The organism is Pseudonocardia asaccharolytica DSM 44247 = NBRC 16224 (assembly GCF_000423625.1).
Classification (GTDB): domain Bacteria; phylum Actinomycetota; class Actinomycetes; order Mycobacteriales; family Pseudonocardiaceae; genus Pseudonocardia; species Pseudonocardia asaccharolytica.
Genome location: NZ_AUII01000039.1, coordinates 1 through 22336, shown reverse-complemented (window position 1 = coordinate 22336; position 22336 = coordinate 1). Strand labels below are relative to the sequence as shown.

The following is a 22336-nucleotide window of genomic DNA, read 5'->3' as shown; positions in this document are numbered from 1 at the left end:
ACCCACCGTAAGGGCGAACGGCACATGGCCGATCCGGCTTCTCGCCACGACGGCTCGGTGTCCTGGCGTGCCCGCCGCATCGTCGGCCCATTATTCCTGTATTCTTCGTAATTGTGGAAAAGCTGGCGGACCGTGCGGCGAAGACGGCCCTGTTCGACCAGTTCGCCCGCATCGGCAAGGCGCTCGGCAGCGCGGTCCGGCTGGAGCTGCTGGACCTGCTCGCCCAGGGCGAACGCACGGTCGAGGACCTCGCGGGCGCCGCGTCCTTGCCGCTGAGCACCGCGTCGGCGCATCTGCAGACCCTCAAGCGCGCCCGCCTGGTGTCCACCCGCCGGTCCGGCACCCGGATCTACTACTCCCTGGCCGGCGACGACGTCGCCCGGCTGTATGTCAGGCTGCGCGCCGTCGCGCAGTCCCACCTGCCCGATATCGAGGCGGCCCGGCGGGCTCATCTCGGGCTGACCGGGGCCGAACCGGACGCGGCCGTCGAGGAGATCGGGCGCGACGAGCTGCTGCGCCGGGTCCGCGACGAGCAGGTGATGGTCCTCGACGTCCGCCCGGCCCCGGAGTACGCCCACGGCCACATCCCCGCGGCGGTGTCGATCCCGATGGAGGAGCTGTCCGACCGGCTCGCCGAGCTGCCCGCCGGCCGCACGATCGTCGCCTACTGCCGCGGCCGCTACTGCGTGTTCGCCTACGACGCCGTGCGGTTGCTGCGGGCCCGCGGCTACCCGGCCGCCCGGCTCGCCGATGGCATGCTCGAATGGCGCCTCGCCGGGCTGCCGGTGGACACCTCGGCCGCGTGAGCGCACCGGCCGTTCCCGACGACCGGACCGATCCGTCCGGACCATTCCGACCAGTGATCGCAGGAGGGGCACGAGTGGACAGCAGCCAGGTCAGGGAGTTCTTCGAGCGGGTCGCCGGCGAGTGGGACCGGATGCACGAGAGCTTCTATGACGAGACCGTCATCGACGCACTCGCCGAGCAGTCGGCCCTCACCGACCGCAGCACCGTCGTCGACGTGGGCACCGGCACCGGGTTCGTCGCCGGCGGTCTGGCGCCGCGGGTGCGCCAGGTGATCGGGGTCGACTCGTCGCCGGCGATGCTCGCCGTGGCCCGGGACAACCTGGCCGCCCTCGGCGTCGACAACGTGGTCCTCGCCGAGGCCCCGGTGGATGCGCTCCCGCTGGAGGATCGTTCGGCCGACGCCGCGGTGGCCAACATGGTCCTGCACCACGCCCCCGATCCGGCCGCGATGATCGCCGAGATGGCCCGGGTGGTCCGGCCCGGGGGCACGGTGGCCATCACCGACTGCGTTGAGCACGACCACGAGTGGATGCGCACCCAGCAGGCCGACCGCTGGCTCGGGTTCAGTGCCGAGACCATCGCCGGGCTGTTCGGCCGGGCCGGGTTCACCGAGCACGGGTACGCCGAACTCGGCACCGCTTGAACGATCACATCGACCTCGGTCGAGGTCGCAGAGGTCGCAGACGTCACTGTCGACATCGGGATCTTCGTCGCCTGGGGGCGCGTGCCACGCCGCTGACCTGAAGTCGTCTTCCCATCCGGCGTGATGTGATCGTGATGTGATGTGGCTCATAGATCAGCCAGAGGCGATCGGGTGTCGTCCGGTGTGATCCGGGTAACCCCGCCGATGAACACCACCTGGCTCATCGTCGTGATCATCCTCGCGGTGGTGGCCCTGGCCGTGATCGCCACCGTTGCCTACCTGACCAGCAGGCGGCGGCACCGCGAGCACCTCAGGGAGCGCTTCGGCCCGGAGTACGAGCGCACCCTGGCCGAGACCGGGGACCGCCGGGCGACCGAAGCCCAGCTCGCCGCCCGGGAGAAGCGGCACCGCCAGCTCGATCTGCGCGATCTCGATGACCACGAGCGCGCGCACTTCCACGATCGCTGGTTGCGGGTGCAGGGTGACTTCGTCGACGACCCGGACCGCGCTGTGGAGCGAGCCGATGCGCTCGTCGCGGAGCTCATGACCGCGCGCGGATACCCGGTGGGTGATTTCGAGCGGCGCGCCGAGGACATCTCGGTCGAGCACCCGGACGTCGTCCAGCACTACCGCGCGGCGCAGCAGATCTCCGCCGCCAACGCCCACGGCCGCGTCGACACCGAAGAGCTGCGCCGGGCAGTGACGTCGTACCGGTCGCTGGTCGAGGCGCTGCTCGACGGAGGCCCACCCCAGCGGTCCGACGACAGCTCACCCGACAACCAGACCCGGGCCGACACCACGGAGACCCATCCATGAGCAGGCTCGACGAGCCGCATCGCCGTCCCACCGACCAGCCCGAGGGGGCCGGCCCGGACGCCGGATACCGCGAGACGCCGACCGCGGCCGCGCCCGCGCCCGGCCGGGATGACCGGGTCGCCCTCATTCCACCCGAGCGGTCGGCGCGGTACCGCACCGAGTGGGAGTCGCTCAAGGCCGGGTTCGTCGACGAGCCGCGCGCCGCGGTCCGCGGTGCGGACGAGCTGGTCGGCCAGGTACTCGACGAGCTGCAGGACCTGTTCCGCCGCCAGCGCAGCGCACTCGAGTCCGACCTGCACGACGACCAGTCCTCCACCGAGGACCTGCGCCTCGCGCTCAGCCGCTACCGCAGCTTCTTCGACCGGCTGCTGTCGCTCTGACGCCGGCGCTCGCGCGGACACGGGCAGTCGACGATCTATGCGGTTGTCTTGACTGCCGTCACCATGGCGGCATACTCGACGCTGAGCATGCACCGCACCGGAGGTGCCGTATGAGGCTCAGCCCGTCCGCCCACCAGGACACCTTCTGCCGCGATCACCTGCCGCCGCCGGACCAATGGCCGCAGCTGACGTTCGACCTCCCGGAGCTGCACTACGCCGACCGGCTCAACTGCGCGAGCGCCCTGCTCGACGAGCCCATCGGCCGGTTCGGCGCCGACCGGCCGTGCGTGCGCGGCGGCGACACCGCCTGGACCTATGCGCAGCTGCGACGGCACGCGAACCAGGTGTCCGCCGTGCTGACCGGCGAGCTCGGTCTGGTCCCGGGCAACCGGGTGCTGCTGCGCGGGGCCAACTCTCCCTGGCTGGCCGCGTGCTGGCTGGGGGTGCTCAAGGCCGGCGGCGTCGCGGTGACCACGATGGCGATGCTGCGCGCGGCCGAGATCGCCACGATCGGCGCGCTCGCCCGCCCGACGATCGCCCTGTGCGACGCGCGTGATGTCGCCGACCTGCACGCGGCCGCGATCCGCGGGCTGCGGATCGTGCCCTACGGCGGCGACACCGCCGGTGATCTGACCGCCCGGTGCTCCGCCCGCGGTGACGACGGCGGCGCCTTCACCGACGTCGCCACCGCGGCCGACGACGTCGCCCTGCTCGCCTTCACCTCCGGCACCACCGGACGGCCCAAGGCCACCATGCACTTCCACCGCGACGTGCTGGCGATCGCCGACACGTTCGCCCGCCATGTCGTGGCGCACCGCCCCGACGACGTCGTCACCGGGACCCCGCCGCTGGCCTTCACCTACGGCCTCGGCGGGCTGCTCGTCTTCCCGCTGCACGCAGGCGCGTCGACGGTGCTGCTGGAGCACCCCAGCCCCGACGAGCTGGCCGACGCGATCGCCGCGCACGGCGTCACCGCCCTCTACACCTCCCCCACCATGTACCGGGCGCTGCTCGCCCCGGGACGCCCGGAGCGGCTGGCCGGCCTGCGCCGCTGCATGTCCGCCGGGGAGACGTTGCCCGCCGCGGTGTGGACCGAGTTCCACGAGCGCACCGGGATCCGGATCATCGACGGGATCGGGTCCACGGAGATGCTGCACGTGTTCATCTCCGCCGCCGACGACGACATCCGCCCCGGTGCCACCGGCCGCCCGGTCCCCGGCTACCACGCCGCGGTCGTCGACGACGAGGGCCATCCCGTCCCCGACGGCAGGCCCGGCCACCTCGTCGTGCAGGGCCCCACCGGATGCCGCTACCTCGACGGCGACCGCCAGGAGAACTACGTCCGAGACGGCTGGAACGTCACCGGAGACACCTACCTCCGCGACGCCGACGGCTACTTCTGGTACCAGGCCCGCAGCGACGACATGATCATCTCCGCGGGGTACAACATCTCCGGCCCGGAGGTCGAGCAGGCGCTGGTCGGGCATCCCGACGTGGTCGACTGCGCCGTCGTGGGCCTGCCCGACGAGCGGCGCGGGATGCTCGTGACCGCCTTCGTGGTGCTGCGCGCGGGCGCCCCGAGCGACGAGAACGAAATACACGTCCTGCAGGACCACGTCAAGCAGACGATCGCGCCCTACAAGTACCCGCGCGCCGTGCGGTTCGTCGACCGGCTGCCGCGCACCAGCACCGGCAAGCTGCAGCGGTACCGGCTGCGCCGGCAGGGCATCCGCCCGCCCGCCGACCTGGCCCGGGGGTGACGGGGTGCGCATCGCCGTGATCGGCGGCGGGCCGGGTGGGCTGTACCTGGCCGCGCTGGTCCGCAGGCACGACCGCGCGCACGAGGTCACGGTCTGGGAACAGAACGCACCGGACGACACGTTCGGCTTCGGCGTCGTGTTCTCCGACGAGACACTCGGCGGCATCGAACACGCCGACCCCGAGGTGTACCGGGCCATGCGGCGGTCCGCCCGCTGGGACGACATCGACGTGCACTACCGCGGCACCGTGCTCACCTCGGGCGGACACGGGTTCGCGGCGATGAGCCGCAAGGAGCTGCTGGCGATCCTGCAGCGCCGCTGCGCCGACCTCGGGGTCACCGTGCACTTCCGCGCCCCGGCCCCGGACCCCGAACGGCTGCGGGCGTCCCACGACCTCGTGGTGGCCGCCGACGGCGCCCGCTCCCGCACGCGGGAGGCGTACCGGCGGGTCTTCCGGCCGAGCGTGGAGACCGGCCGATGCCGCTATATGTGGCTCGGCACCGATCTCGTGCTCGACGCGTTCATCTTCGACGTCCGCGAGACCGCGCACGGGGTCGTGCAGCTGCACGGCTACCCGTACGACACCCGGCACAGCACGGTCATCGTCGAGATGCACGAGGACGTCTGGCAGCGCGGGTTCGCCGAGATCGCCGACCTGGGGCTGGCGCCCGGGGAGAACGACGAGAAGTCGATCGCGCTCGTGCGCGAGCTGTTCGCCGACCGGCTCGACGGCCACCAGCTGATCGGGAACAACTCGCGGTGGCTGAGCTTTCCGACCGTGCGCAACGAGACCTGGCGGCACGACAACCTGGTGCTGCTCGGCGACGCCGCGCACACCGCCCACTTCTCGATCGGCTCGGGCACCAAGCTGGCGATGGAGGACGCGCTGGACCTGGCCGCGTGCCTGCACCAGCAGCCGGGCAGCATCGATATCGACGCCGCGCTCACCGCCTACGAGCAGCAGCGACGCCCGGTGGTGGCCTCGACCCAGCGGGCGGCGAAGGCCAGCCAGACCTGGTTCGAGGACATCGGCCGCTACACCCACCAGAACCCGATCCAGTTCGCGTTCAACATCATCACCCGCAGCCGCCGGGTCACCCACGACAACCTGCGGATGCGCGACCCCGGGTTCGTCGCCCGCGTCGACGCCTGGTTCGCCGGGGACCGGGAGCCGTGCCCGCCGATGTTCCACCCGTTCTCGCTCGGCGGGCTGACGCTGCGCAACCGGGTGATCGTCTCAGCGATGGACATGTACAGCGCGCGCGACGGGCTGCCCACCGACTTCCACCTGGTGCATCTGGGCAGCAAGGCGCTCGGCGGGGCCGGGCTGGTGATGACCGAGATGGTCTGTGTCTCGCCCACCGGGCGGATCACCCCGGGCTGCACCGGGCTGTACACGCCCGAGCAGGAGGCCGCCTGGGCCCGGATCGTCGACTTCGTGCACGGCCACACCGGCGCCAGGATCGGCGTCCAGCTCGGGCACTCCGGCCGGAAGGGCTCGACGAAGCTGATGTGGGAGGGCATGGACGTCCCGCTGCCCGAGGGCGGCTGGGAGGCGGTCGGGCCGTCGCCGATCCCCTACTCCCCCGCCAACCAGATGCCCCGCGAGCTCACCCTCGACGACATGACGCTGATCCGCGAGCAGTTCGCCGCCGCCGCGCGCCGCGCCGCTCACGCCGGGTTCGACGTCCTCGAACTGCACTGCGCGCACGGCTATCTGCTCTCGTCGTTCGTCTCGCCGCTGTCCAACACCCGCACCGACCGGTACGGGGGCACGCTGGCGAACCGGCTGCGCTACCCGCTGGAGGTCTTCGAGGCGGTGCGGGCGGCGTGGCCCGCGCAGCTGCCGCTCACCGTGCGGATCTCGGCGACCGACTGGTACGAGGGCGGCACCGACGTCGACGACGCCGTCGAGGTGGCGCGGGCGTTCGCCGAGCACGGGGCCGCGGGCATCGACGTCTCGACCGGACAGGTGGTGAAGGCGGAGCGACCGGCGTTCGGGCGCAGCTACCAGACGCCCTACGCCGACCGGATCCGCAACGAGGTCGGCCGCGAACTGGGTGTCGCGGTCATCGCGGTCGGGGCGATCTCGTCGTGGGACGACGTCAACTCGATCCTGCTCGCCGGGCGGGCCGACCTGTGCGCCCTGGGCCGACCGCACCTCTACGACCCCCAGTGGACGCTGCACGCCGCGGCGGAACAGGGATACAGCGGCCCCGGGGCGGTCTGGCCCGCTCCGTTCGCCGCGGGCAGCAGACCCCCGCAGAGTGCGCGTTCGCGCCCGTGAGTGCGTAACAGTGTTCTAACACTGTTACGCACTCACGGGCCGGGTTGAGCTGCGGCGATGGGCTGGGTTCCGACCCCGGTGGGAGGGAATCGGCATGAGAGCACGGACCTACTACGACAGCGACACCGACCTCGGCGTGCTGGCCGGCCGCACCGTCGCCGTCATCGGCTACGGCAACCAGGGTTGCGCGCAGGCCCAGAACCTGCGCGACTCGGGGATTCGCCTGATCGTCGGCAACCGACACGACGACTACCGGGAGCGCGCGGTGCGAGACGGGTTCGAAGTCCTCGACATCGACGAGGCCGCACGGGCCGGCCAGGTCGTACTACTGCTGATCCCCGACGAGGTGCAGCCCGGCGTGGTCGCCGAGCAGATCGCGCCAGGGCTCGGCGCGGGCGACACCCTCGTCGTGGCGTCCGGCTACAACCTCGCCTTCGGCCTGCTCGAGCTGCCCGACGGGATCGACGTGGTGATGGTGGCGCCACGGATGATCGGCGAGGCGGTGCGCGACCGCTACCGGCACCGGATCGGCTATCCCTGCCTGGTCTCGGTCGAACGGGACGTCACGGGGACGGCGCTGGCGACGGCGCTCGCGGTCGCGCGGGGGATCGGGGCGACCGCAGCGGGTGCCGTCGTGCTCGGTTGCCTTGGCGTCGATCAGCTCACGCAACCGGTCGGCCACCGCGCCGACGAGTACCGGTCGCCGGTACTTCGGGCACCGCACCACGTGCAGGCCGAGGTCGTAGGTACCCCTGGCGGAAACCTGCACGTCACGCTATACACGATCATTCTACACGCACCGTATGTCTATCAGTGAAGGGAGGGAGCGCGGATTCCCCCGTCGCCTCAAGGCGACAATCCCCTCCGCGCGACGCTGATGGGGATTGAGGCCGCTCGGCGCTCGATCAGCAGGGCACCACGGTGATGGAGCAGCGGGTCCCCGGTGCCCGGCTCAGCCGGGCATCGGCGGTGAGCAACGCACAATCCAAGAACTCCGCCAGCGCGACATGGACCGCGTCGTGGGCCGACACGTTCTCCCGCAGTTCCCAAACCCGCCCCAACAGGCCGACCACCGGATATCGCGTCATCCCGAGACGCTGCCAGGTGTGCAGGGCAGCTCGGGCGGCCTCGACCCCGACCTGCCCCGCAGCGACTCTGCGCCGCAGGCTGCTGGCGACCTCGGCATCGACCAGATGGGGCGCGTGCAACTGCTCGTCGCCGAGCGTGCGGCGCGCCACGCCGGCGTTGAGCAGTGCCGCCAGCGCCGCCGAAGCGTCGAGCACGATCACCGACCGGCCCGCTCGGCGTCCAGGTCCGCGAGGATCGTCCCGGTCTCCACACCCAGGTCGGGAAGCGCGCCCAGCAGTGCCGGGTTGTCAGCCCGCCGCGAAACCTCAGCCAGCTCACGCACCGCCACCGCCGCAACCGATGTGGCATCCCGGGCCGCCAGTCGCTCCAGACGCTCGACGACCTCGTCCGGCACGTTCCGCAGGTACAACGTCCTCATGTCGCGAAATGCTAGCAACATACTCGCCAAATGCGACATCATCACCAAATGGTCCTTCCCCGACAGCATCATGGAGCCATGACGTCGGCGAGACCGCCCGGTCAGCAGCGTCATGGAGCCATGACGTCGACGGGACCCCCGAGCCGCGGGTCGTCGGCGCGCTCGACGACCCGGTTTTGTCGGTGGGGCTCCCTATCCTGGCCCACGCCCGGTTCGCCGGGTACTCAACCGTCGCAGGAGGGGGCCCTGATGGCCGGTCTTTCCGGAGGAACCACGCTTCCGCGCACCGCGGAACTAGACCCGCGACTGGAACAACACCGCAGGGAGCTGGCCGGGTACTGCTACCGGATGCTCGGCTCGGCGTTCGAGACCGAGGACGCGGTGCAGGAGACGATGATCCGGGCCTGGCGCGGCCTGGAGGGCTTCTCCGGCCGCTCGTCGCTGCGCTCCTGGCTCTACCGCATCGCCACGAACGTCTGTCTGGACATGCTCAAGGGCCGCAAGCGGCGAGCCCTCCCGATGGATCTCACGCCGTCGGGCCCACCCACCGATCAGGCCCTGGGTTCCCCGCTCGAGGGCGGGGCCTGGGTCGAGCCGATCCACGACGACCGGGTACTGCCGGCCACCGGTGATCCGGCCGAGATGGCTGTGGCCCGCGAGTCGGTCCGGCTTGCGTTCGTGGCCGCGCTGCAGCATCTGCCGCCGCGACAACGAGCGGTGCTGATCCTGCGCGACGTGTTGTGCTGGTCGGCGAGCGAGAGCGCCGAACTGCTCGGTGCCTCGGTCGCGTCGGTGAACAGCGCGTTGCAGCGGGCCCGCGCCACGCTCGCGAGCCGTGATCTCACTGCGGGCCGTCCGGCCGACCCGCTCGACGAGGAGCACCGTGCGCTGCTCGCCCGATACGTCGCGGCCTTCGAGCGGTTCGACGTCGAGTCGCTGGTCGCCCTGCTGCACGAGGACGCCGTGCAGACCATGCCGCCGTATGAGCTGTGGCTGCGCGGCCGTGCCGATATCGGCGCCTGGATGCTCGGCCCGGGCAGCGGATGCCGCGGCTCCCGGCTGCTCCCGGTCGCGGCGAACGGGGCGATGGGGTTCGCGGCCTACCGGCCCAGCGGGCCAGGTGGCCGGCATCAACCGTTCTCGATCCAGCTCCCGGAGGTGGCCGACGGCCGGATCACCGGCATCACGCATTTTCTCGGCAGCGAGCTGTTCGAACTGTTCGGGCTGCCGCCGCACCTCGACCGCTGAGGCGGGCTGCGCCCCGATCCGGCCTCCGGCCAGAGGCTTCCGGCCCTGCCGCTGATCTTCGCGCGCAGGTAGCCTGGAGGGCCGCCGGACGCAGGAAGCGGCGGAAGCCCCCCTTTTTCGAGAGGAGCGAGCAAATGCGTGCCGACGTCGGCGACCAGATCGTGATCAACACCTCGGTGCTCGATGTTCCTCCGCGCCGCGGTGAGATCCTCGAGGTGCTCGGCTCGGCCGATACCTCGCACTACCGCGTGCGCTGGCAGGACGGACACGAGTCGATCTACTTCCCCGGCCCGGACTCCCAGGTCCTGCCGGCGGAGGCATAGGCAGCACCCGGGATGACGACCCGGACGAACCGGACCGCGGTCACGCTCCGGCGGTGACCGCGGTCCGCGCAGCACCCCGGCTCGGCTGGGCTTCCAGCCGGGCGGGGGCGCTGAACCCGTGCTCGGCGAAGGCGTCGAACACCGCGCCGGCGATCGCGCCGGCGCGGGCGGCGGTACTGAGCACGATCACACTGCCGCCGAAGCCGCCCCCGGTCATCCGGGCTCCCGAGGCTCCGGCCGCCAGCGCGGTCTCCACTGCGAGATCGAGTTCGGGGCCGGTGACCTCGTAGTCCGCGCGCAGCGAGGCGTGCGAGGCCGTGAGCAGGGGGCCGATCCGCTCTGGCCTCCCGTGCCTCAGCAGGCGCACCGTTTCAGCCACCCGGGCGTTCTCGGTCACGACGTGGCGGACGCGGCCCCGCGCGGTCGCGTCGGTCAGGCGGGCCAGCGCGCCGTCGAGCGCGGCCGGGTCGAGATCGCGCAGGGCCGGGACGCCCAGTGCCGCGGCGGCCTCGGCGCAGCTGCGGCGGCGTTCGGCGTAGCTGCCCTCGACCAGCCGGTGCGGGGCGTGGGTGTCGATGAGCTGCAGGTGCAGGCCCGCCGCGGCGAAATCGAGCGGAATCTGCTCGGTGTCCAGCGTGCGGGTGTCGAGGAACAGCGCGTGCCCGCGGGTGCACAGCAGCGACGCGTACTGGTCCATGACCCCGCACGGCACGCCGACGAAGTCGTTCTCCGCGGCCCGCGCGTGGGCGGCGGCCTGCGGGCGAGTCAGGCCGAGACGCAGCAGGTCGTCGAGCGCCATCACCACCGCGCATTCCAGCGCGGCCGAGGAAGACAGGCCGGCGCCGCCGGGCAGATCGCCATCGACCGCGATGTCCAGGCCGCCGCCGCGGCGGCCGACGGCGAGCCCGCTACGGCGCAGCTGCCACACCACGCCGGCCGGATAGGCCGTCCACCCCGGTGCCGCGCCCGGCTCCAGCGCGTCGAGCGCGATGCCCGCCACGCCCTCCCCGTGCTGCGCCGAGACCAGACGCAACCGATCGGACCCATTGCGCGCCATGGCCACCCCGATGCCGAACGGAATCGCGATCGGCAGCACGTAGCCGTCGTTGTAGTCGGTGTGCTCGCCGATGAGGTTCACCCGTCCCGGCGCGCGCCAGCCGACCTGCGGTTCGGTACCGAAACTGCGCCGGAACAGCGCGGCGGGCCCGCCCATCACGCCGTCCGCAGGCGCTGCGCGACCGCCTCGGGCAGCACGTCGTTGATGAACGCCCCGGCCCCGCTCTCGGACCCGGCGAGGTACTTGAGCTTGCCGGGGGCGCGCCGGATGGAGAACACCCGCAGATGCAGGTGGCTCAGGTCGCGGTCGCCGTCCGAATCGGGGCGCGCCGGCGCCTGCTGCCAGGCCGCGACATAGGGCAGCGGATCGTCGTAGAGCGCATCGAGGCGGCCGAGCAGGTCCAGGTAGAGCTCGGCGAACTCGTCGCGTTCGGCGTAGCGCAGCGCGGGCAGATCCGGCATCCGCCGGTGCGGGTAGAGATGCACCTCCACCGGCCAGCGGGCCGCCCGCGGCACGAACGCCGTCCAGTACCGCCCGGCGAGCACCACCCGCTCCCCCGCCTCCCGCTCCGCGGCGAGCACGTCGGCGAACAGGTTGCGCCCGGTGGCCGCGGCGTGCGTCCTGGCCATGGCGAGCATCCGGGCCGGCAGCGGCGACACGTAGGGATAGGCGTAGATCTGGCCGTGCGGGTGATGCAGGGTCACGCCGATGTCGGCTCCCCGGTTCTCGAACGGGAACACGTGCCGCACGCCGGGCAGCTCGCCCAGCTGCGCCGTCCGATCCGCCCACACATCGACGACGAGCCGTGCCCGGGCGGGGGTGAGCGCGCCGAACGACGAGGAATGGTCGCTGGTGAAGCAGACGATCTCGCATCGCCCGCGCGCATCGGGCCCGCCCCCGAAGGCGGAAAACCGGTTCTCGAACACCACGACGTCGTAGTCCGGGGTGGGGATCTCGGTATGCCGGCCGGGGATCGTGGGACACAGCGGGCATTCCGCGGCGGAGGGCAGGAAGGTGCGGTCCTGCCGGTGCGTCGCGATGGCGGTCCACTCGCCGAGCAGTGGATCGAACCGCAGCTGCGAGGCGAGGGCCACCCGGGGCAGCGGGCGCCGATCGATCCCGTCGCGGACCGCGTCGTCGCTCTCGTCGAACCAGATGATGCGCCTGCCATCGGAGAGCACGCCCTCGGTCCGCTTCACCGCGTCGCCACCGTCCCACCGCACCGACCAGGGGCGGATCCTGGCGCCGCCGGGCGAGCAACCCCACACGCCCTCCTCCGGCCGGAGTTCACCCAGATTGCATGGGGTTCGGACAACCCGTCAATGTAATCCGCCGGGCCCACACCGCGTGCCCTCGTGATTGCCGCTGTGAGCGCGGCGGTCACGCGCCGGCGAGTTCACAGGCCGCCGCGGCGAGCCGCTCCGGGGGGACGTCGAGACATTCGTGCCGGTAGGGACAGCGCAGCAGCCGGCACGGGGAGCAGGGCACCGTGACGCCGAGCAGCGCGGCGGGCACGGTGCGCGGTCGCATATCGCCGATCTGTTCGGTACCCGCGTAGGCGGCGACGACAGGGGTGCCGAGCGCGTCGGCGAGATGCATGCCGCCGGAGTTGTTGGTGAGCGCCACGGCCGCACGCGCCACGACGGCGGCGAACCGCGGCAGCGTGGTGGCGGGCAGCGCCGACACCCGCGGATGTGCCGCGGCACGCACCACGTCGGCCACCAGGGCGGCCTCGTCCTCCGGACCGGCCACGCGGACGGGAAGGCCGGCGGCCGCGATCGCGGCGGCGGCGGCCCCGAAGCGTTCGGCCGGGTACCGCCGGGCCGAACACGACGCCCCGGGCACCACGAGCGCGAACGGCGCCGGCTGCCCGAGCAGCTCCGCCGCGGCGCGGACGTCGGCGTCGGGAATCCGCAGCCGCAGCCGTCCGCCCCGGGCGGGCACGCCGACCGCCGCGAGCAGGTCCAGGCCGCGGTCGACCTGGTGGGTGTCGTCGGGCGGCGGCGTGACCCAGTGCGTGGCGACCGCCCCGCCGAACTCGCGCGAATGCACCACCCGGGTGCCGACACCGGCCAGCAGCCCCAGATGCGCGGCCGGCCATGGAGACTGCGAGAACGAGGTGAACACCAGCATCGTGTCGTAGCCGCGGCCCCGGATCCGTTCGACGAGGGCCCATTCCCGTTCCCTCGCCCCCGCCCCGTCGCCCGGGCCGGGTAGCTGCTGCCAGATCGCCGGCACCGCCAGCACGTCGTCGAGCTCGGGGATCAGGGGCGCGGCCGCGGCGCCGGCGGGCGAGGCCAGCAGATCGAACCGGGCCCGCGGGGCGAAGGCACGCAGCGCCCGGATCGCCGGGGTCAGCATGACCACGTCGCCGAGGTTGTCCGCGCGCACCAGCAGCACGCGCCGGAGCTCTCCGGGCCGAAGCGGCGCCCCGCGGTCCGCCCCGGGGTGACGTCCGGGGACGCTCACCCCCTGCCTTCGGCACGGCTCATGTCGAGCTGCGGCTCTTCGCGGTAGCGCGCTTGTTGGTCTTCTGGATCGCCTCGACCAGCTCGTCCTTGGTCATCGTCGACCGCCCGCCGATATCGAGCTTGCGCGCCACCTCCTGCAGGTGCTTCTTGCTCGCGTTGGCGTCGACCCCACCCGCGGTGGAACGCTGGGTGTCGCGGGCGCCGCGGCTGGCCTGCTCGTCGGACGGCCCGCGCCGGTCCTTGGGCTCCCAGTGGTCGCCGACCTTCTCGTAGGTGTGCTTGAGCGCGGCGTAGGCCGTGCGGTGGGCGCGCTGCCCCTCGCCGTAGCTGTCCACGGCGGAATCGTGCGCCTCCATCCAGGTGCGCTGCGCCTTCTCGTCGGAACGTTGGAGCGTGCTGGGCAACTCTTCACGTGCAGGCATGACCGGGCATACCCGCGCCGGGCTGCCGACTACACGTGCGGGGCCGCGGGTAGCGGCCCGAGCAGCCGGGTACCCGAACGGCGAGTGGCGGAGGTGAGGGCACGATGTTCGAGCGGATCCGGGCGCTGTTTCGCCGGACCAAGGCCGACGGAGAGTCCGATATGGCCCGCGACCCGAACGTGGCGCGCAGCCGCGCGACCGGCGGCCGGGACGTCGCCGACGACCACCGGGACCGGCCGCAACGAGCTGTTCGTTGGCCGGGTCGGCGGCGAGGATCCGGACGAGGGGCCGACGGGCGCCGAGGCCCGGTCGTGGCGCCGCCGTGGTGACGAGTGAGGCCGCCGCAGCGTCCCGTTGCGCTCGCGCTGCGCGCCCTCAACCTCGGTGACCTGCTGGTCGTGGTGCCGGCGCTGCGGGCGCTCGCGCCCGCCCACCCGCGGCGCCGGCTGCTGCTGGCCGCCCCGCGCTCGCTCGGGCCGCCCCCCGCGCCTCATGGAGCCATGACGTTCCCCGCCACCGGGGCCCACTGCGTTATGGCTCCATAACGCGGTCCGGGCGGGCGCATCTTACGCACTATGGCTCCACAATGCGCTGCAGGGCGGCGGCGAGCACCTTCAGGTCCTCGACGAACCCGTCGAACAGCTCCGCCCGGCGCTCCGGCGGGGCGCGCAGCACGGCCGACGGATGCACCGTCGCCACGACCGCGTGACCCTCCCAGTCGATCATCTGGCCGCGCTGGCGGGTGACCCGGAACGTGCGGCCGAGCAACGCCTGCGCTGCGGTGGCGCCCAGGACGCCCAGCGCCGCGGGTGCGACCACCCGCAGCTCCGCATCCAGCCACGGCCGGCAGGCGCGGATCTGCGCGGCGGTCGGGGTCTGGTGGATGCGGCGCTCACCCCGCTGCTCGAAGCTGAAATGCTTGACCGCGTTGGTCAGGTAGACCTCGTCGCGCCGGATGCCGGCCTCGGTCAGCGCGCGGTCCAGCAGCCGCCCGGCCGGGCCGACGAACGGCTCGCCCGCCCGGTCCTCCCGGTCCCCGGGCTGCTCACCGATCAGCATCAGCCGGGCCGGCGCGGGACCGCGGCCGAACACGGTCTGCTCCGCGTTGCGGTACAGCTCGCAGCCTGTGCAGTCGGCCGCCGCCCGGCGCAGGGTCTCCAGATCGCTCGCGGTTTCGGCGGCTCCGGCCATCGGAGGTCTCCTCGTCTCGCAGGTGTCCGGCCGTCACGTTCCGGCCAGCCGCGTCGCCGCCTCGAGCAGCAGCGCATGCACGAAGGCCTGCGGCAGGTTGCCACGCAGCTGGCGCTGGGTCACGTCGTACTCCTCGGCGAACAGACCCGGCGGGCCGCAGGCGGCCCGGCCGCGTTCGAACCAGCGGGCCGCGGCCACCACGTCGCCCTGCTGCTGGGCGGCCAGCGCCATGACGAACCCGCACAGCGTGAACGCGCCCTCCGCCTCGCCGAGCGGGCGGGCATCCTGGCGGAACCGGTAGACGTAACCGTCCCGGCTCAGGTCCGCGACCACCGCGCGCAGCGTCGCGATCGACCGGGGATCGGCCGCGGGCACCGCGCCGCGCAGCGCGGGCAGCAGCAGCGCGGCGTCGACGCGGGGGTCGTCGGGCGCACGCTGCCAGCGGCCGTCGGGGTGGCGACAGTCCGACGCCGCGTCCGCCACGATGGCGTCGGCCAGCCCGCTCCAGCGGGCCGCATCCGCGGCCGCGACCAGCCCGGCCACCGCCCGCAGCCCGGCGGCGCATATCAGGCGAGAATGCGCCCATCGGCGGTTGTCCAGCTCCCAGACCCCCGCATCGGGTTCGCGCCAGCGCTGCTCGACCGCCGCCACCGCGGCGCGCACCGCCGCCCAGTGCGTGGTCGCCAGCCGATCGTGCCGGGCGGCCGCGGCGAACAGCAGCAGCGCCTCGCCGAACGCGTCGAGCTGGACCTGGGCGTTGACGTGGTTGCCGAGGATGTCGGTCCCGCCCGGATAACCGGGCAGGTCCAGTGAGCGTTCATCGGGGATGGGCCCACCCGACGCCGTGTAGGCGGGTCTCAGCCGCGGCCCGTCGGCGAGCAGCCGCTCGGCGACGAACCGGACCGCATCATCCAGCAGCGGGTACGGACCCGCCGCCGCGACGGCCTGCCCCGCGTAGCACTGGTCGCGGATCCAGACGAACCGGTAGTCGTAGCTGCGTCCCGCTCCGGCCCGCTCGGGCAGGCTGGTGGTCGCGGCGGCGACCATGCCGCCGCTCGCGCCGGTCAGGCCCCGCAGCACGGCGTAGGCGTGCCGGGCGTCGCGGGGCGCCAGCGTCGTCGCGTCCAGCTCCGGCACGGCGCGCCGCCAGGCGGCGGCGGTCGCCTCCCAGGCGACGTCCGGGTCGGTCGGCCCGCGCTCGGGCACGCCGGTGGACAGCTCCAGCACGAGGTCGTGGTGGTCGCCCGCGGCCAGCTCGATGCGGGTGGTCAGCCGGTTGCCGTCGGCGTCGGCCTTGGCATCCGCGGCCCCGCTCCAGCGCAGCCACAGCCCACCGGCCCGCCCCGTCCAGCGGCCGTCCTCGTCGCGGTGCAGCTCGCGCAGCGGCTCGCGGCCGGACCCGGCCGCGGGCTCGAACATCACGTCGACGCAGGCCGGGCCCGAGCTCGCGACGATCCGCCGCAGCACGACCGCCCGCCGTGCCTCGCCGGGGAAGGCCAGAGCCTCCCGACACTCGACGATCCCGGCGGTGGTCACCCAGCGAGAGCGCCAGATCAGACTCCCCGGCTCGTAGTGCCCGCCCCAGACGAACCGGCCGACCGGGGTCACCGCGTAGCAGCCGCGGCCCCCGATCAGCGAGGCGAACACCGCGTCGGAACCCCAGCGGGGCATGCACATCCAGGCGAAGTCCCCCGCGGGCCGACGACGACGCCGCGCTCGCCGTCGGCCAGCAGCGCGTACTCGCGCAGCACATGCGGTGGGAACCGGTCGACGAGGTCGTCGCTTACGCCCGCGGCCGCGGCGCGGGCGAGGCGCGGAATCCTCATCGTCGGCTCCTCGTCGAGATCGGGATACGTCTGGCCCGGACAGCGCGGTAGTGCTCAACGGGGTCGCCCCCGGCCATCCGCTCCGCCAGTCGCGAGGCGAGCGCCATGATCGTCAACGCCGGGTTGGCGGCGCCCTGGGTCGGGCAGACCGAACCGTCGGCGACGAACACGTTCGGCACGCCCCAGATCCGGTGGTCGGCATCGGTCACGCTGTGCTCGGGAGCCCGGCCCATCCGGGCTCCGCCGATCAGATGGGCGAAGCGCTGGATGATGAGCACGTCCTGGGCGTCGGCGGCGCGCAGGATGTCGGTGATCACCTTCGTGGAGTAGGCCATGTTGGTCTTGTCGTTGTCGGTGAGCGTGTAGTCCATCCGCGCGACCGGCTGGCCGTAGGGGTCGGTCTCGTCGGCGAGCGTGACCCGGTTCTCCGGATGCGGCAACAGCTCGTTGAGCACGCCGATCGTGGCCCAGTGGTTGTAGTCGCGCATGTACTCGCGCAGCGCCCGGCCCCAGTGCCCGTCGGCGAGCACGTGTTCGGACCAGCCGATCGGCATCGGGGAGACGGTCTGGATCGAGAAGCCGCGGGCGAACCCGCGGCCGGGGTCGGTCTCGTAGAACTGCTCGGAGGAGATCTCCGGCGGCGGTGCCTTGTACATCCGCAGCTCGTCGGGCCAGCGCCCGGCGGTCTGCGACGCGCCCTGCACCATGACGTAGCGGCCGACCTGGTCTTCGGCATTGCCCAGCCCGCGTGGGTGGCGGCGGCTGGTCGAGGCCAGCAGCAGCCGCGGGGTCTCGATCGAGTAACCGGCGACGGCCACCGCGGCCGCGCGCTGCAGCGTCCGCCCACCCTCCCCCTCCCGCGCGTAGACGACGCCGCGCGCCGCCCCCGTCGCGTCATCGATGTCCACCCGCAGCGCCATGCAGTTCGCCCGGACCTCGACGCCGTGGGCCAGCGCGTCGGGCAGGTGCGTGACGTACGGGCTGGCCTTGGCGTTCACCTTGCAGCCCTGCAGGCAGTAGCCGCGGTAGATGCAGTGCGGGCGGTTGCCGAAGGTGCCGTTGACGATGCCGACCGGGCCGACGCGCATCTCGATCCCGCACCGGTGCGCACCCTCCACCAGGCGCAGCGCCGCGCCGGTCACCGGGTGCGGGGAGAACGGGTAGCGGTGCGGGTGGCCCCACGGCCAGTCCTGCCCGGCCACCGGGAGCTCCAGCTCCACCCGCTCGTAGTGGCCCAGCAGCTCCTCGTAGCGCAGCGGCCAGTCCGCGCCGACGCCGTCGTCGCTGTGGGTGGAGAAGTCGCTGGGATGAAACCGCGGGGTGTAGCCGGCATAGTGGATCATCGACCCGCCGACCCCGCGGCCGGAGTTGTTCTTGCCCAGCTCGATCGGGTCGGTCCCGCCGATGATCCGCTTCTGGGTCCAGTACAGGTGGTGGCTGCCCGCCTCGTCGGACACCCAGTCCTCGTCGGGATGCCAGAACGGGCCCGCCTCGAGGATGACGATCCGCCAGCCGCGCCGGGCCAGCCGCTGGGCGAGCACCGAGCCGCCCGCCCCGGCCCCGACGATCACCAGGTCGACCTCGTCGTCGTCGGCGTAGCGGCGCATCGTGGCCTCGCCCGGCAGGTCGCGGGAGTGCACGTCGAGCAGGAAGCGCGAGTCGTTGTCCCGCGGGGTGACCGAGCCCTTGAGCAGCCCGCGCCAGAACGTCCCCATCAGCCTTCCCGCACCGGATCGACGTTCACCGCACCGGGTTTCTCGAACGGCTCGCGCACCCCCGGCCCCTCGTAGCCGGGGCCGCCCAGCCGCAGGAAGCCGCGCGGGTAGGCCGGGCCGCCGAAACCGATCTCGTTCCAGGCCCATGGGTGGGAGTAGAAGGCCGACAGCACCGCGCGCATCACCACCGACCACGCCCGGGGCACGTTCAGCTCGTCCCACGGCCCGCCGACGAGCCGCCCGTGCGCGAACTCGCGCACGATGTTCTCCCGCCGCCGCGTGTCGCACTCGGCGAAGGAGCACCGGTAGGCCTGCCGCGCGGTGTGGTCCAGCCCGCGCAGCACCAGCCGCCAGGCGTCACGGTCGTCGGGCATGCCGGCGTACTGGTAGCCGTCGAGGCGGCCGTCGGCGAGCTTGGCATCGACCGTCTCCGCGACCGGGATGCGCGGCTCGGTTTCCTGGGCGAGCGCGGTATCGCAGAACGCCCGCAGCGCCGGCTCCTCCGCCGCGCTGAAGAACCGCAGCGGGCCCGGCGGCTCCAGGCGGGCCAGCACAACCTTCTTCGTGGCCTCGTCCCAGGTGTCGATCGCGTCGAACACGTCGTGGTCGGGATAACGCCCGATCATCTGGGGTGTGGTGCCGCGGCGCTGGCGGGGCAGCCAGTCCGGGGGCGGCGGCTGGCTGCCGGGACGCAGTTTGGGTAGGTGGGCACCGCTGCGCAGATCCACGGTCATCGCTCCCGGCGCAGTACGGCCGCGAGCAGACCCATCCCCCCGACCATCGACATCAGGCCGGGCGCGGAGATCGGTGGGCCCATCGGCAGGTTGTAGGAGTACAGCCGCCAGCCGCCGGGCTTGCGGGTGACCCCGCGGGCGTGGAAGTACTCCCCCAGCAGGCCGTTGACGAAGTACAGGCCCGCAGTGATCGGGAGCGCGGTCTTGGCCGCACGCCGGGAGAACACCCCCGCGACCCCGGCCGCCACCAGCGGCGGGGTGAGCAGGACCGGGCTCCACATCCACCTGTTGCCGAAGCTGCCCTTGTAGTGCTCCAGGTACACCTCGGCGCCGGTGACCAGCGCGGAGAGCGCGGTCAGCCCGGACAGCGACCGCTCGAACCGGCCGTGTTCGACGTTGCGCACCATCCGGTCGACGAGATGTATCTCGCCGATCTCGTGCTTATGCCGCAGCTTCATCCTGGCCTCCCTGGTTGCAGCACGGTCAGCGTCCCCGGCGCGGCAGGAACTCCTGCAGCTTGGTCTTGACGCCCATGGCGAGGACACCCCAGCGGTCCTCGTCGCCGTGGGCCAGCGCAGTGGCGGCGGCGCGCATCTGGTCGGTGGTGGCGTGCGGCGGGATCGGCGGGACGTCGGGGTCGCAATGCACGTCAAGCACCGTGGGCCGGTCGGCGGCCAGTGCCCGGTCCCACGCCGGGGCGATATCGTCCGGCTTGTCGACGACGAGTGCCTGCAGTCCAAGACCCGCGGCGAAGGCCGCGTAGTCGACGTCCGGGATGGTCTGGGACTCGACGAACTTCGGCGCGCCCGCCATCGCGCGCATCTCCCAGGTGACCTGGTTGAGATCGTTGTTGTGCAGCACCGCGACGACGAGGCGCGGATCGGTCCACCGCTGCCAGTATCGCTTGATGGTGATCAGCTCGGCGAGGCCGTTCATCTGCATCGCGCCGTCGCCGGCGAACGCGATCACCGGACGGTCCGGGTACCCGAACTTGGCCCCGATGGCATACGGCACCCCGGGGCCCATGGTCGCGAGCGTGCCCGACAGCGAGCCGCGCATGTCGCCGCGGAAGCGCAGCTGGCGCGCGTACCAGTTGGCCGCCGAGCCGGAGTCGGCGGTGACGATCACGTCGTCCGGCAGCCGCGGGGACAGCTCGGCGAACAGCCGCATCGGGTTGACCGGGTCCGCGTCCAGCTCGGCCTGCATCGCCATCGTCTCCCACCAACGGGCGACGTCGTGCTCGATGCTCTCCCGCCAGGACCGGTCGGTGTTGCGTTCCAGCAGCGGGATCAGCGCGCGCAGGGTCGCGGCGGCGTCGCCGACGAGGTTCACCTCGTACGGGTACCGCGAGCCGATCAGGCCGGCGTCGATGTCGATCTGCACGGCGCGGGCCTGGTCGTACTCGGGCATGAACTGGGTGTAGGGAAAGCTCGACCCGACCGTGAGCAGCGTGTCGCAGCCCATCATCAGCTCGTAGCTCGGGCGGCTGCCCAGCAGTCCGATCGCGCCGGTGACATACGGCAGCTCGTCGGAGAGCACGTCCTTGCCGAGCAGGGCCTTGGCCACCCCAGCCCCGAGCAGGTCCGCGACCTGCTCCAGCTCGGCGCGGGCGTTGCGGGCGCCCTGCCCGGCCAGGATCGCGACCTTGCTCCCGGCGTTGAGCACGTCGGCCGCGCGCCGCAGGGCGGCGTCGTCCGCCGCCGGGGTCGGCCGGCTCACTCCGAGGCTGGAGGGCACCATCTTGAACTCGTGGGTCGGCGGGGAGTACTCCAGCTCCTGGACGTCGGCGGGGATGATCACCGCGGTCGGGGCGCGCCGGTCCTGTGCCGTGCGGATCGCGCGGTCCAGCACGTTGGGCAGCTGCTCGGGGACCATGACCTGCTGCACATAGTCGGAGGCCACGTCCTTGAACAGCGACATCAGGTCGACCTCCTGCTGGTAGGAGCCGCCCATGGCGCTGCGGTTGGTCTGGCCGACGATCGCGACCACGCCGACGTGGTCGAGCTTGGCGTCGTAGAGCCCGTTGAGCAGGTGGATCGCGCCCGGCCCCGAGGTCGCCGCACAGATCCCGAGCCGGCCGGAGAACTTCGCGTAGCCCACCGCCTCGAACGCGCTCATCTCCTCGTGCCGGGCCTGCACGAACCGGGGGTCGTCGTCCGCCCGCCCCCAGGCCGCGAGGATCCCGTTGATCCCGTCTCCCGGATATCCGAAGACCTGTTCGACACCCCACTCGCGCAGGCGTCCCAGCAGGTGGTCCGCCACGGTCTGGCCTGCCATGGATGATCCCTTCCTGTCCGCGTCCCTGTCTTGCGGTCGTCCCTGTCTTGCGGTCGTCCCTGTCTTGCGGTCGTCCCTGTCTTGCGGTCGTCCCTGTCTGCCGTTGCTGCGGTACCCGCCGGTCAGCGCTCGCAACCGTCTGCGGCCGCCGGCCGTCCACGTCGCGGACCGTTTTCGTCGGATCGCTGCGGGGCGTTGCGGCGGTAGGGTCGGGCGCGTGGGGGCCGCAACGAACTCGGGCGACGAGATACTTGCCGCCGAACTGCTCACCGATCCGTCCGGGCCGGTGATCTGCGCCGTGCGCGGCGAGGTGGACATGAGCAACGCCGATGAGCTGAGCGTCTATCTCGACTCCGCGTTCAAGGCGGGCCCCGACGTCGTCGTCGATCTCTCCGGGGTGACGTTCCTGGCCTCGGCGGGGGTACGCGTACTGCTCAAGGCGTACACGGACCGGCGCGGACGCAGGATCGCGATCGTGACCAACGCGGCCATCGAGGCCGTGTTGCGCATCTGCGGGCTGACGGCGGTCGTGCCCTGCCGGCCCACCCGGAGCCTTGCCGTGCGGGAGCTGGTGCGCAGTGCCTCGGCCGCGAGCGGTGACGGGTCCCCGCCGGTTGGCTGAGTCTGGCGGGGGTACGGGAGGTCTGAAACAATCCCGCTCGTGCCGGCCCTGAGCGGACCGGCCAGCACCCTCACCGAATCACCGAGGAGGGCAGCCATGACGGCGGTGACGCCGAAGCCGATCACGACGCGCCCGTACCCGGCCCGGCCGGTCCGCAAGGGCAGCCGGTTGCTGTGGATGCTGGGCACGACCGATCCCAAGGACATCGCGATCCTGTATCTGGTCACCTCGTTCGCGTTCTTCATGGCCG

24 protein-coding genes are annotated in these 22336 nt (G+C 72.5%); 11 read left to right on the top strand and 13 right to left on the bottom strand.

All coding sequences use genetic code 11. The features are described from left to right. Positions 1–122: 122 nt before the first annotated feature. From G567_RS0122995 to G567_RS35725, 7 genes are all read left to right on the top strand, one after another. Positions 123–806, top strand: coding sequence for an ArsR/SmtB family transcription factor (locus G567_RS0122995; protein ID WP_028931803.1), 684 nt, complete (start codon positions 123–125; stop codon positions 804–806). 74 nt (positions 807–880) lie between these two features. Beyond that, on the top strand, positions 881–1450 hold the full coding sequence (locus G567_RS30815) for a class I SAM-dependent methyltransferase (protein WP_051233451.1): 570 nt from the start codon (positions 881–883) through the stop codon (positions 1448–1450). Between the two features lie 204 nt (positions 1451–1654). Next, positions 1655–2266: a hypothetical protein gene (locus tag G567_RS0122985; RefSeq protein ID WP_028931802.1), complete on the top strand. Its 612-nt coding sequence runs from the start codon at positions 1655–1657 to the stop codon at positions 2264–2266. Continuing rightward, on the top strand, positions 2263–2646 hold the full coding sequence (locus tag G567_RS30810; protein ID WP_051233450.1) for a hypothetical protein: 384 nt from the start codon (positions 2263–2265) through the stop codon (positions 2644–2646). Before G567_RS0122985 ends, G567_RS30810 begins: the two co-directional genes overlap by 4 nt. Positions 2647–2756: 110 nt before the next feature. Continuing rightward, complete coding sequence (locus G567_RS0122975; protein ID WP_028931801.1) at positions 2757–4406, top strand: AMP-binding protein; 1650 nt, start codon at positions 2757–2759, stop codon at positions 4404–4406. A gap of 4 nt (positions 4407–4410) precedes the next feature. Next, positions 4411–6693 carry a bifunctional salicylyl-CoA 5-hydroxylase/oxidoreductase gene (locus G567_RS30805; RefSeq protein ID WP_051233449.1) on the top strand — a complete coding sequence of 761 codons (2283 nt, stop codon included), beginning with the start codon at positions 4411–4413 and terminating at the stop codon, positions 6691–6693. Positions 6694–6787: 94 nt separating this feature from the next. Then, complete coding sequence (locus G567_RS35725) at positions 6788–7510, top strand: NAD(P)-binding domain-containing protein (protein ID WP_051233448.1); 723 nt, start codon at positions 6788–6790, stop codon at positions 7508–7510. An 88-nt stretch (positions 7511–7598) separates the two neighbouring features. Here the strand turns inward: G567_RS35725 and G567_RS0122960 are convergent, their stop codons facing one another. Next, positions 7599–7976, bottom strand: a complete 378-nt coding sequence (locus G567_RS0122960) for a type II toxin-antitoxin system VapC family toxin (RefSeq protein WP_211224038.1) — start codon at positions 7974–7976, stop codon at positions 7599–7601. 2 nt (positions 7977–7978) lie between these two features. Then, the gene (locus tag G567_RS0122955) at positions 7979–8200 is read right to left on the bottom strand and encodes a hypothetical protein (RefSeq protein WP_028931799.1); all 222 of its coding nucleotides are present in this window, start codon (positions 8198–8200) and stop codon (positions 7979–7981) included. Between the two features lie 249 nt (positions 8201–8449). On the opposite strand from G567_RS0122955, the gene G567_RS30795 reads away from it, so the two are divergent. Next, on the top strand, positions 8450–9448 hold the full coding sequence (locus G567_RS30795; protein ID WP_051233447.1) for a sigma-70 family RNA polymerase sigma factor: 999 nt from the start codon (positions 8450–8452) through the stop codon (positions 9446–9448). Positions 9449–9582: 134 nt separating this feature from the next. Then, a complete protein-coding gene (locus tag G567_RS0122945; protein ID WP_028931798.1) occupies positions 9583–9771 on the top strand; it encodes a DUF1918 domain-containing protein in 189 nt (62 codons plus the stop codon). A 40-nt stretch (positions 9772–9811) separates the two neighbouring features. Here the strand turns inward: G567_RS0122945 and galK are convergent, their stop codons facing one another. From galK to G567_RS0122925, 4 genes are all read right to left on the bottom strand, one after another. Continuing rightward, positions 9812–10984 carry a galactokinase gene (gene galK / locus G567_RS0122940; protein ID WP_028931797.1) on the bottom strand — a complete coding sequence of 391 codons (1173 nt, stop codon included), beginning with the start codon at positions 10982–10984 and terminating at the stop codon, positions 9812–9814. Next, entirely contained in the window at positions 10984–12027 is a 1044-nt protein-coding gene (galT, locus tag G567_RS0122935; protein ID WP_028931796.1) for a galactose-1-phosphate uridylyltransferase, read from the bottom strand. The genes galK and galT overlap by 1 nt, the downstream gene beginning before the upstream one ends. A gap of 181 nt (positions 12028–12208) precedes the next feature. Next, complete coding sequence (locus G567_RS0122930) at positions 12209–13228, bottom strand: glycosyltransferase family 9 protein (RefSeq protein WP_037057917.1); 1020 nt, start codon at positions 13226–13228, stop codon at positions 12209–12211. An 88-nt stretch (positions 13229–13316) separates the two neighbouring features. After that, positions 13317–13721, bottom strand: a complete 405-nt coding sequence (locus G567_RS0122925; RefSeq protein WP_028931794.1) for a ChaB family protein — start codon at positions 13719–13721, stop codon at positions 13317–13319. Positions 13722–14053: 332 nt separating this feature from the next. On the opposite strand from G567_RS0122925, the gene G567_RS33590 reads away from it, so the two are divergent. Next, complete coding sequence (locus G567_RS33590) at positions 14054–14266, top strand: hypothetical protein (RefSeq protein WP_084796376.1); 213 nt, start codon at positions 14054–14056, stop codon at positions 14264–14266. Positions 14267–14294: 28 nt separating this feature from the next. Here G567_RS33590 and G567_RS0122915 read toward each other — a convergent pair whose 3' ends face one another. Genes G567_RS0122915 through G567_RS0122890 form a run of 7 tightly spaced genes read right to left on the bottom strand, consistent with a single transcriptional unit; the run spans position 14295 to position 21464 of the window. Further along, positions 14295–14912, bottom strand: a complete 618-nt coding sequence (locus tag G567_RS0122915; protein WP_028931792.1) for a UdgX family uracil-DNA binding protein — start codon at positions 14910–14912, stop codon at positions 14295–14297. 33 nt (positions 14913–14945) lie between these two features. Then, the gene (locus tag G567_RS30790) at positions 14946–16583 is read right to left on the bottom strand and encodes a glycoside hydrolase family 15 protein (RefSeq protein ID WP_245585763.1); all 1638 of its coding nucleotides are present in this window, start codon (positions 16581–16583) and stop codon (positions 14946–14948) included. Further along, the gene (locus tag G567_RS36430; RefSeq protein ID WP_245585762.1) at positions 16544–16738 is read right to left on the bottom strand and encodes a hypothetical protein; all 195 of its coding nucleotides are present in this window, start codon (positions 16736–16738) and stop codon (positions 16544–16546) included. Before G567_RS36430 ends, G567_RS30790 begins: the two co-directional genes overlap by 40 nt. Further along, positions 16735–18453, bottom strand: coding sequence for a GMC family oxidoreductase (locus tag G567_RS30785; RefSeq protein WP_051233446.1), 1719 nt, complete (start codon positions 18451–18453; stop codon positions 16735–16737). The genes G567_RS36430 and G567_RS30785 overlap by 4 nt, the downstream gene beginning before the upstream one ends. After that, positions 18453–19187 (bottom strand): gluconate 2-dehydrogenase subunit 3 family protein, encoded by a 735-nt coding sequence (locus tag G567_RS0122900; RefSeq protein WP_028931791.1) that lies wholly within the window; start codon positions 19185–19187, stop codon positions 18453–18455. Before G567_RS0122900 ends, G567_RS30785 begins: the two co-directional genes overlap by 1 nt. Further along, positions 19184–19645 carry a hypothetical protein gene (locus tag G567_RS0122895; protein WP_028931790.1) on the bottom strand — a complete coding sequence of 154 codons (462 nt, stop codon included), beginning with the start codon at positions 19643–19645 and terminating at the stop codon, positions 19184–19186. Before G567_RS0122895 ends, G567_RS0122900 begins: the two co-directional genes overlap by 4 nt. Before the next feature lie 25 nt (positions 19646–19670). Further along, the gene (locus G567_RS0122890) at positions 19671–21464 is read right to left on the bottom strand and encodes a thiamine pyrophosphate-requiring protein (RefSeq protein ID WP_028931789.1); all 1794 of its coding nucleotides are present in this window, start codon (positions 21462–21464) and stop codon (positions 19671–19673) included. Positions 21465–21681: 217 nt separating this feature from the next. Here G567_RS0122890 and G567_RS34945 point away from each other — a divergent pair, with 217 nt between their 5' ends. Beyond that, a complete protein-coding gene (locus G567_RS34945; RefSeq protein ID WP_051233445.1) occupies positions 21682–22086 on the top strand; it encodes an STAS domain-containing protein in 405 nt (134 codons plus the stop codon). Positions 22087–22336: the final 250 nt, after the last annotated feature.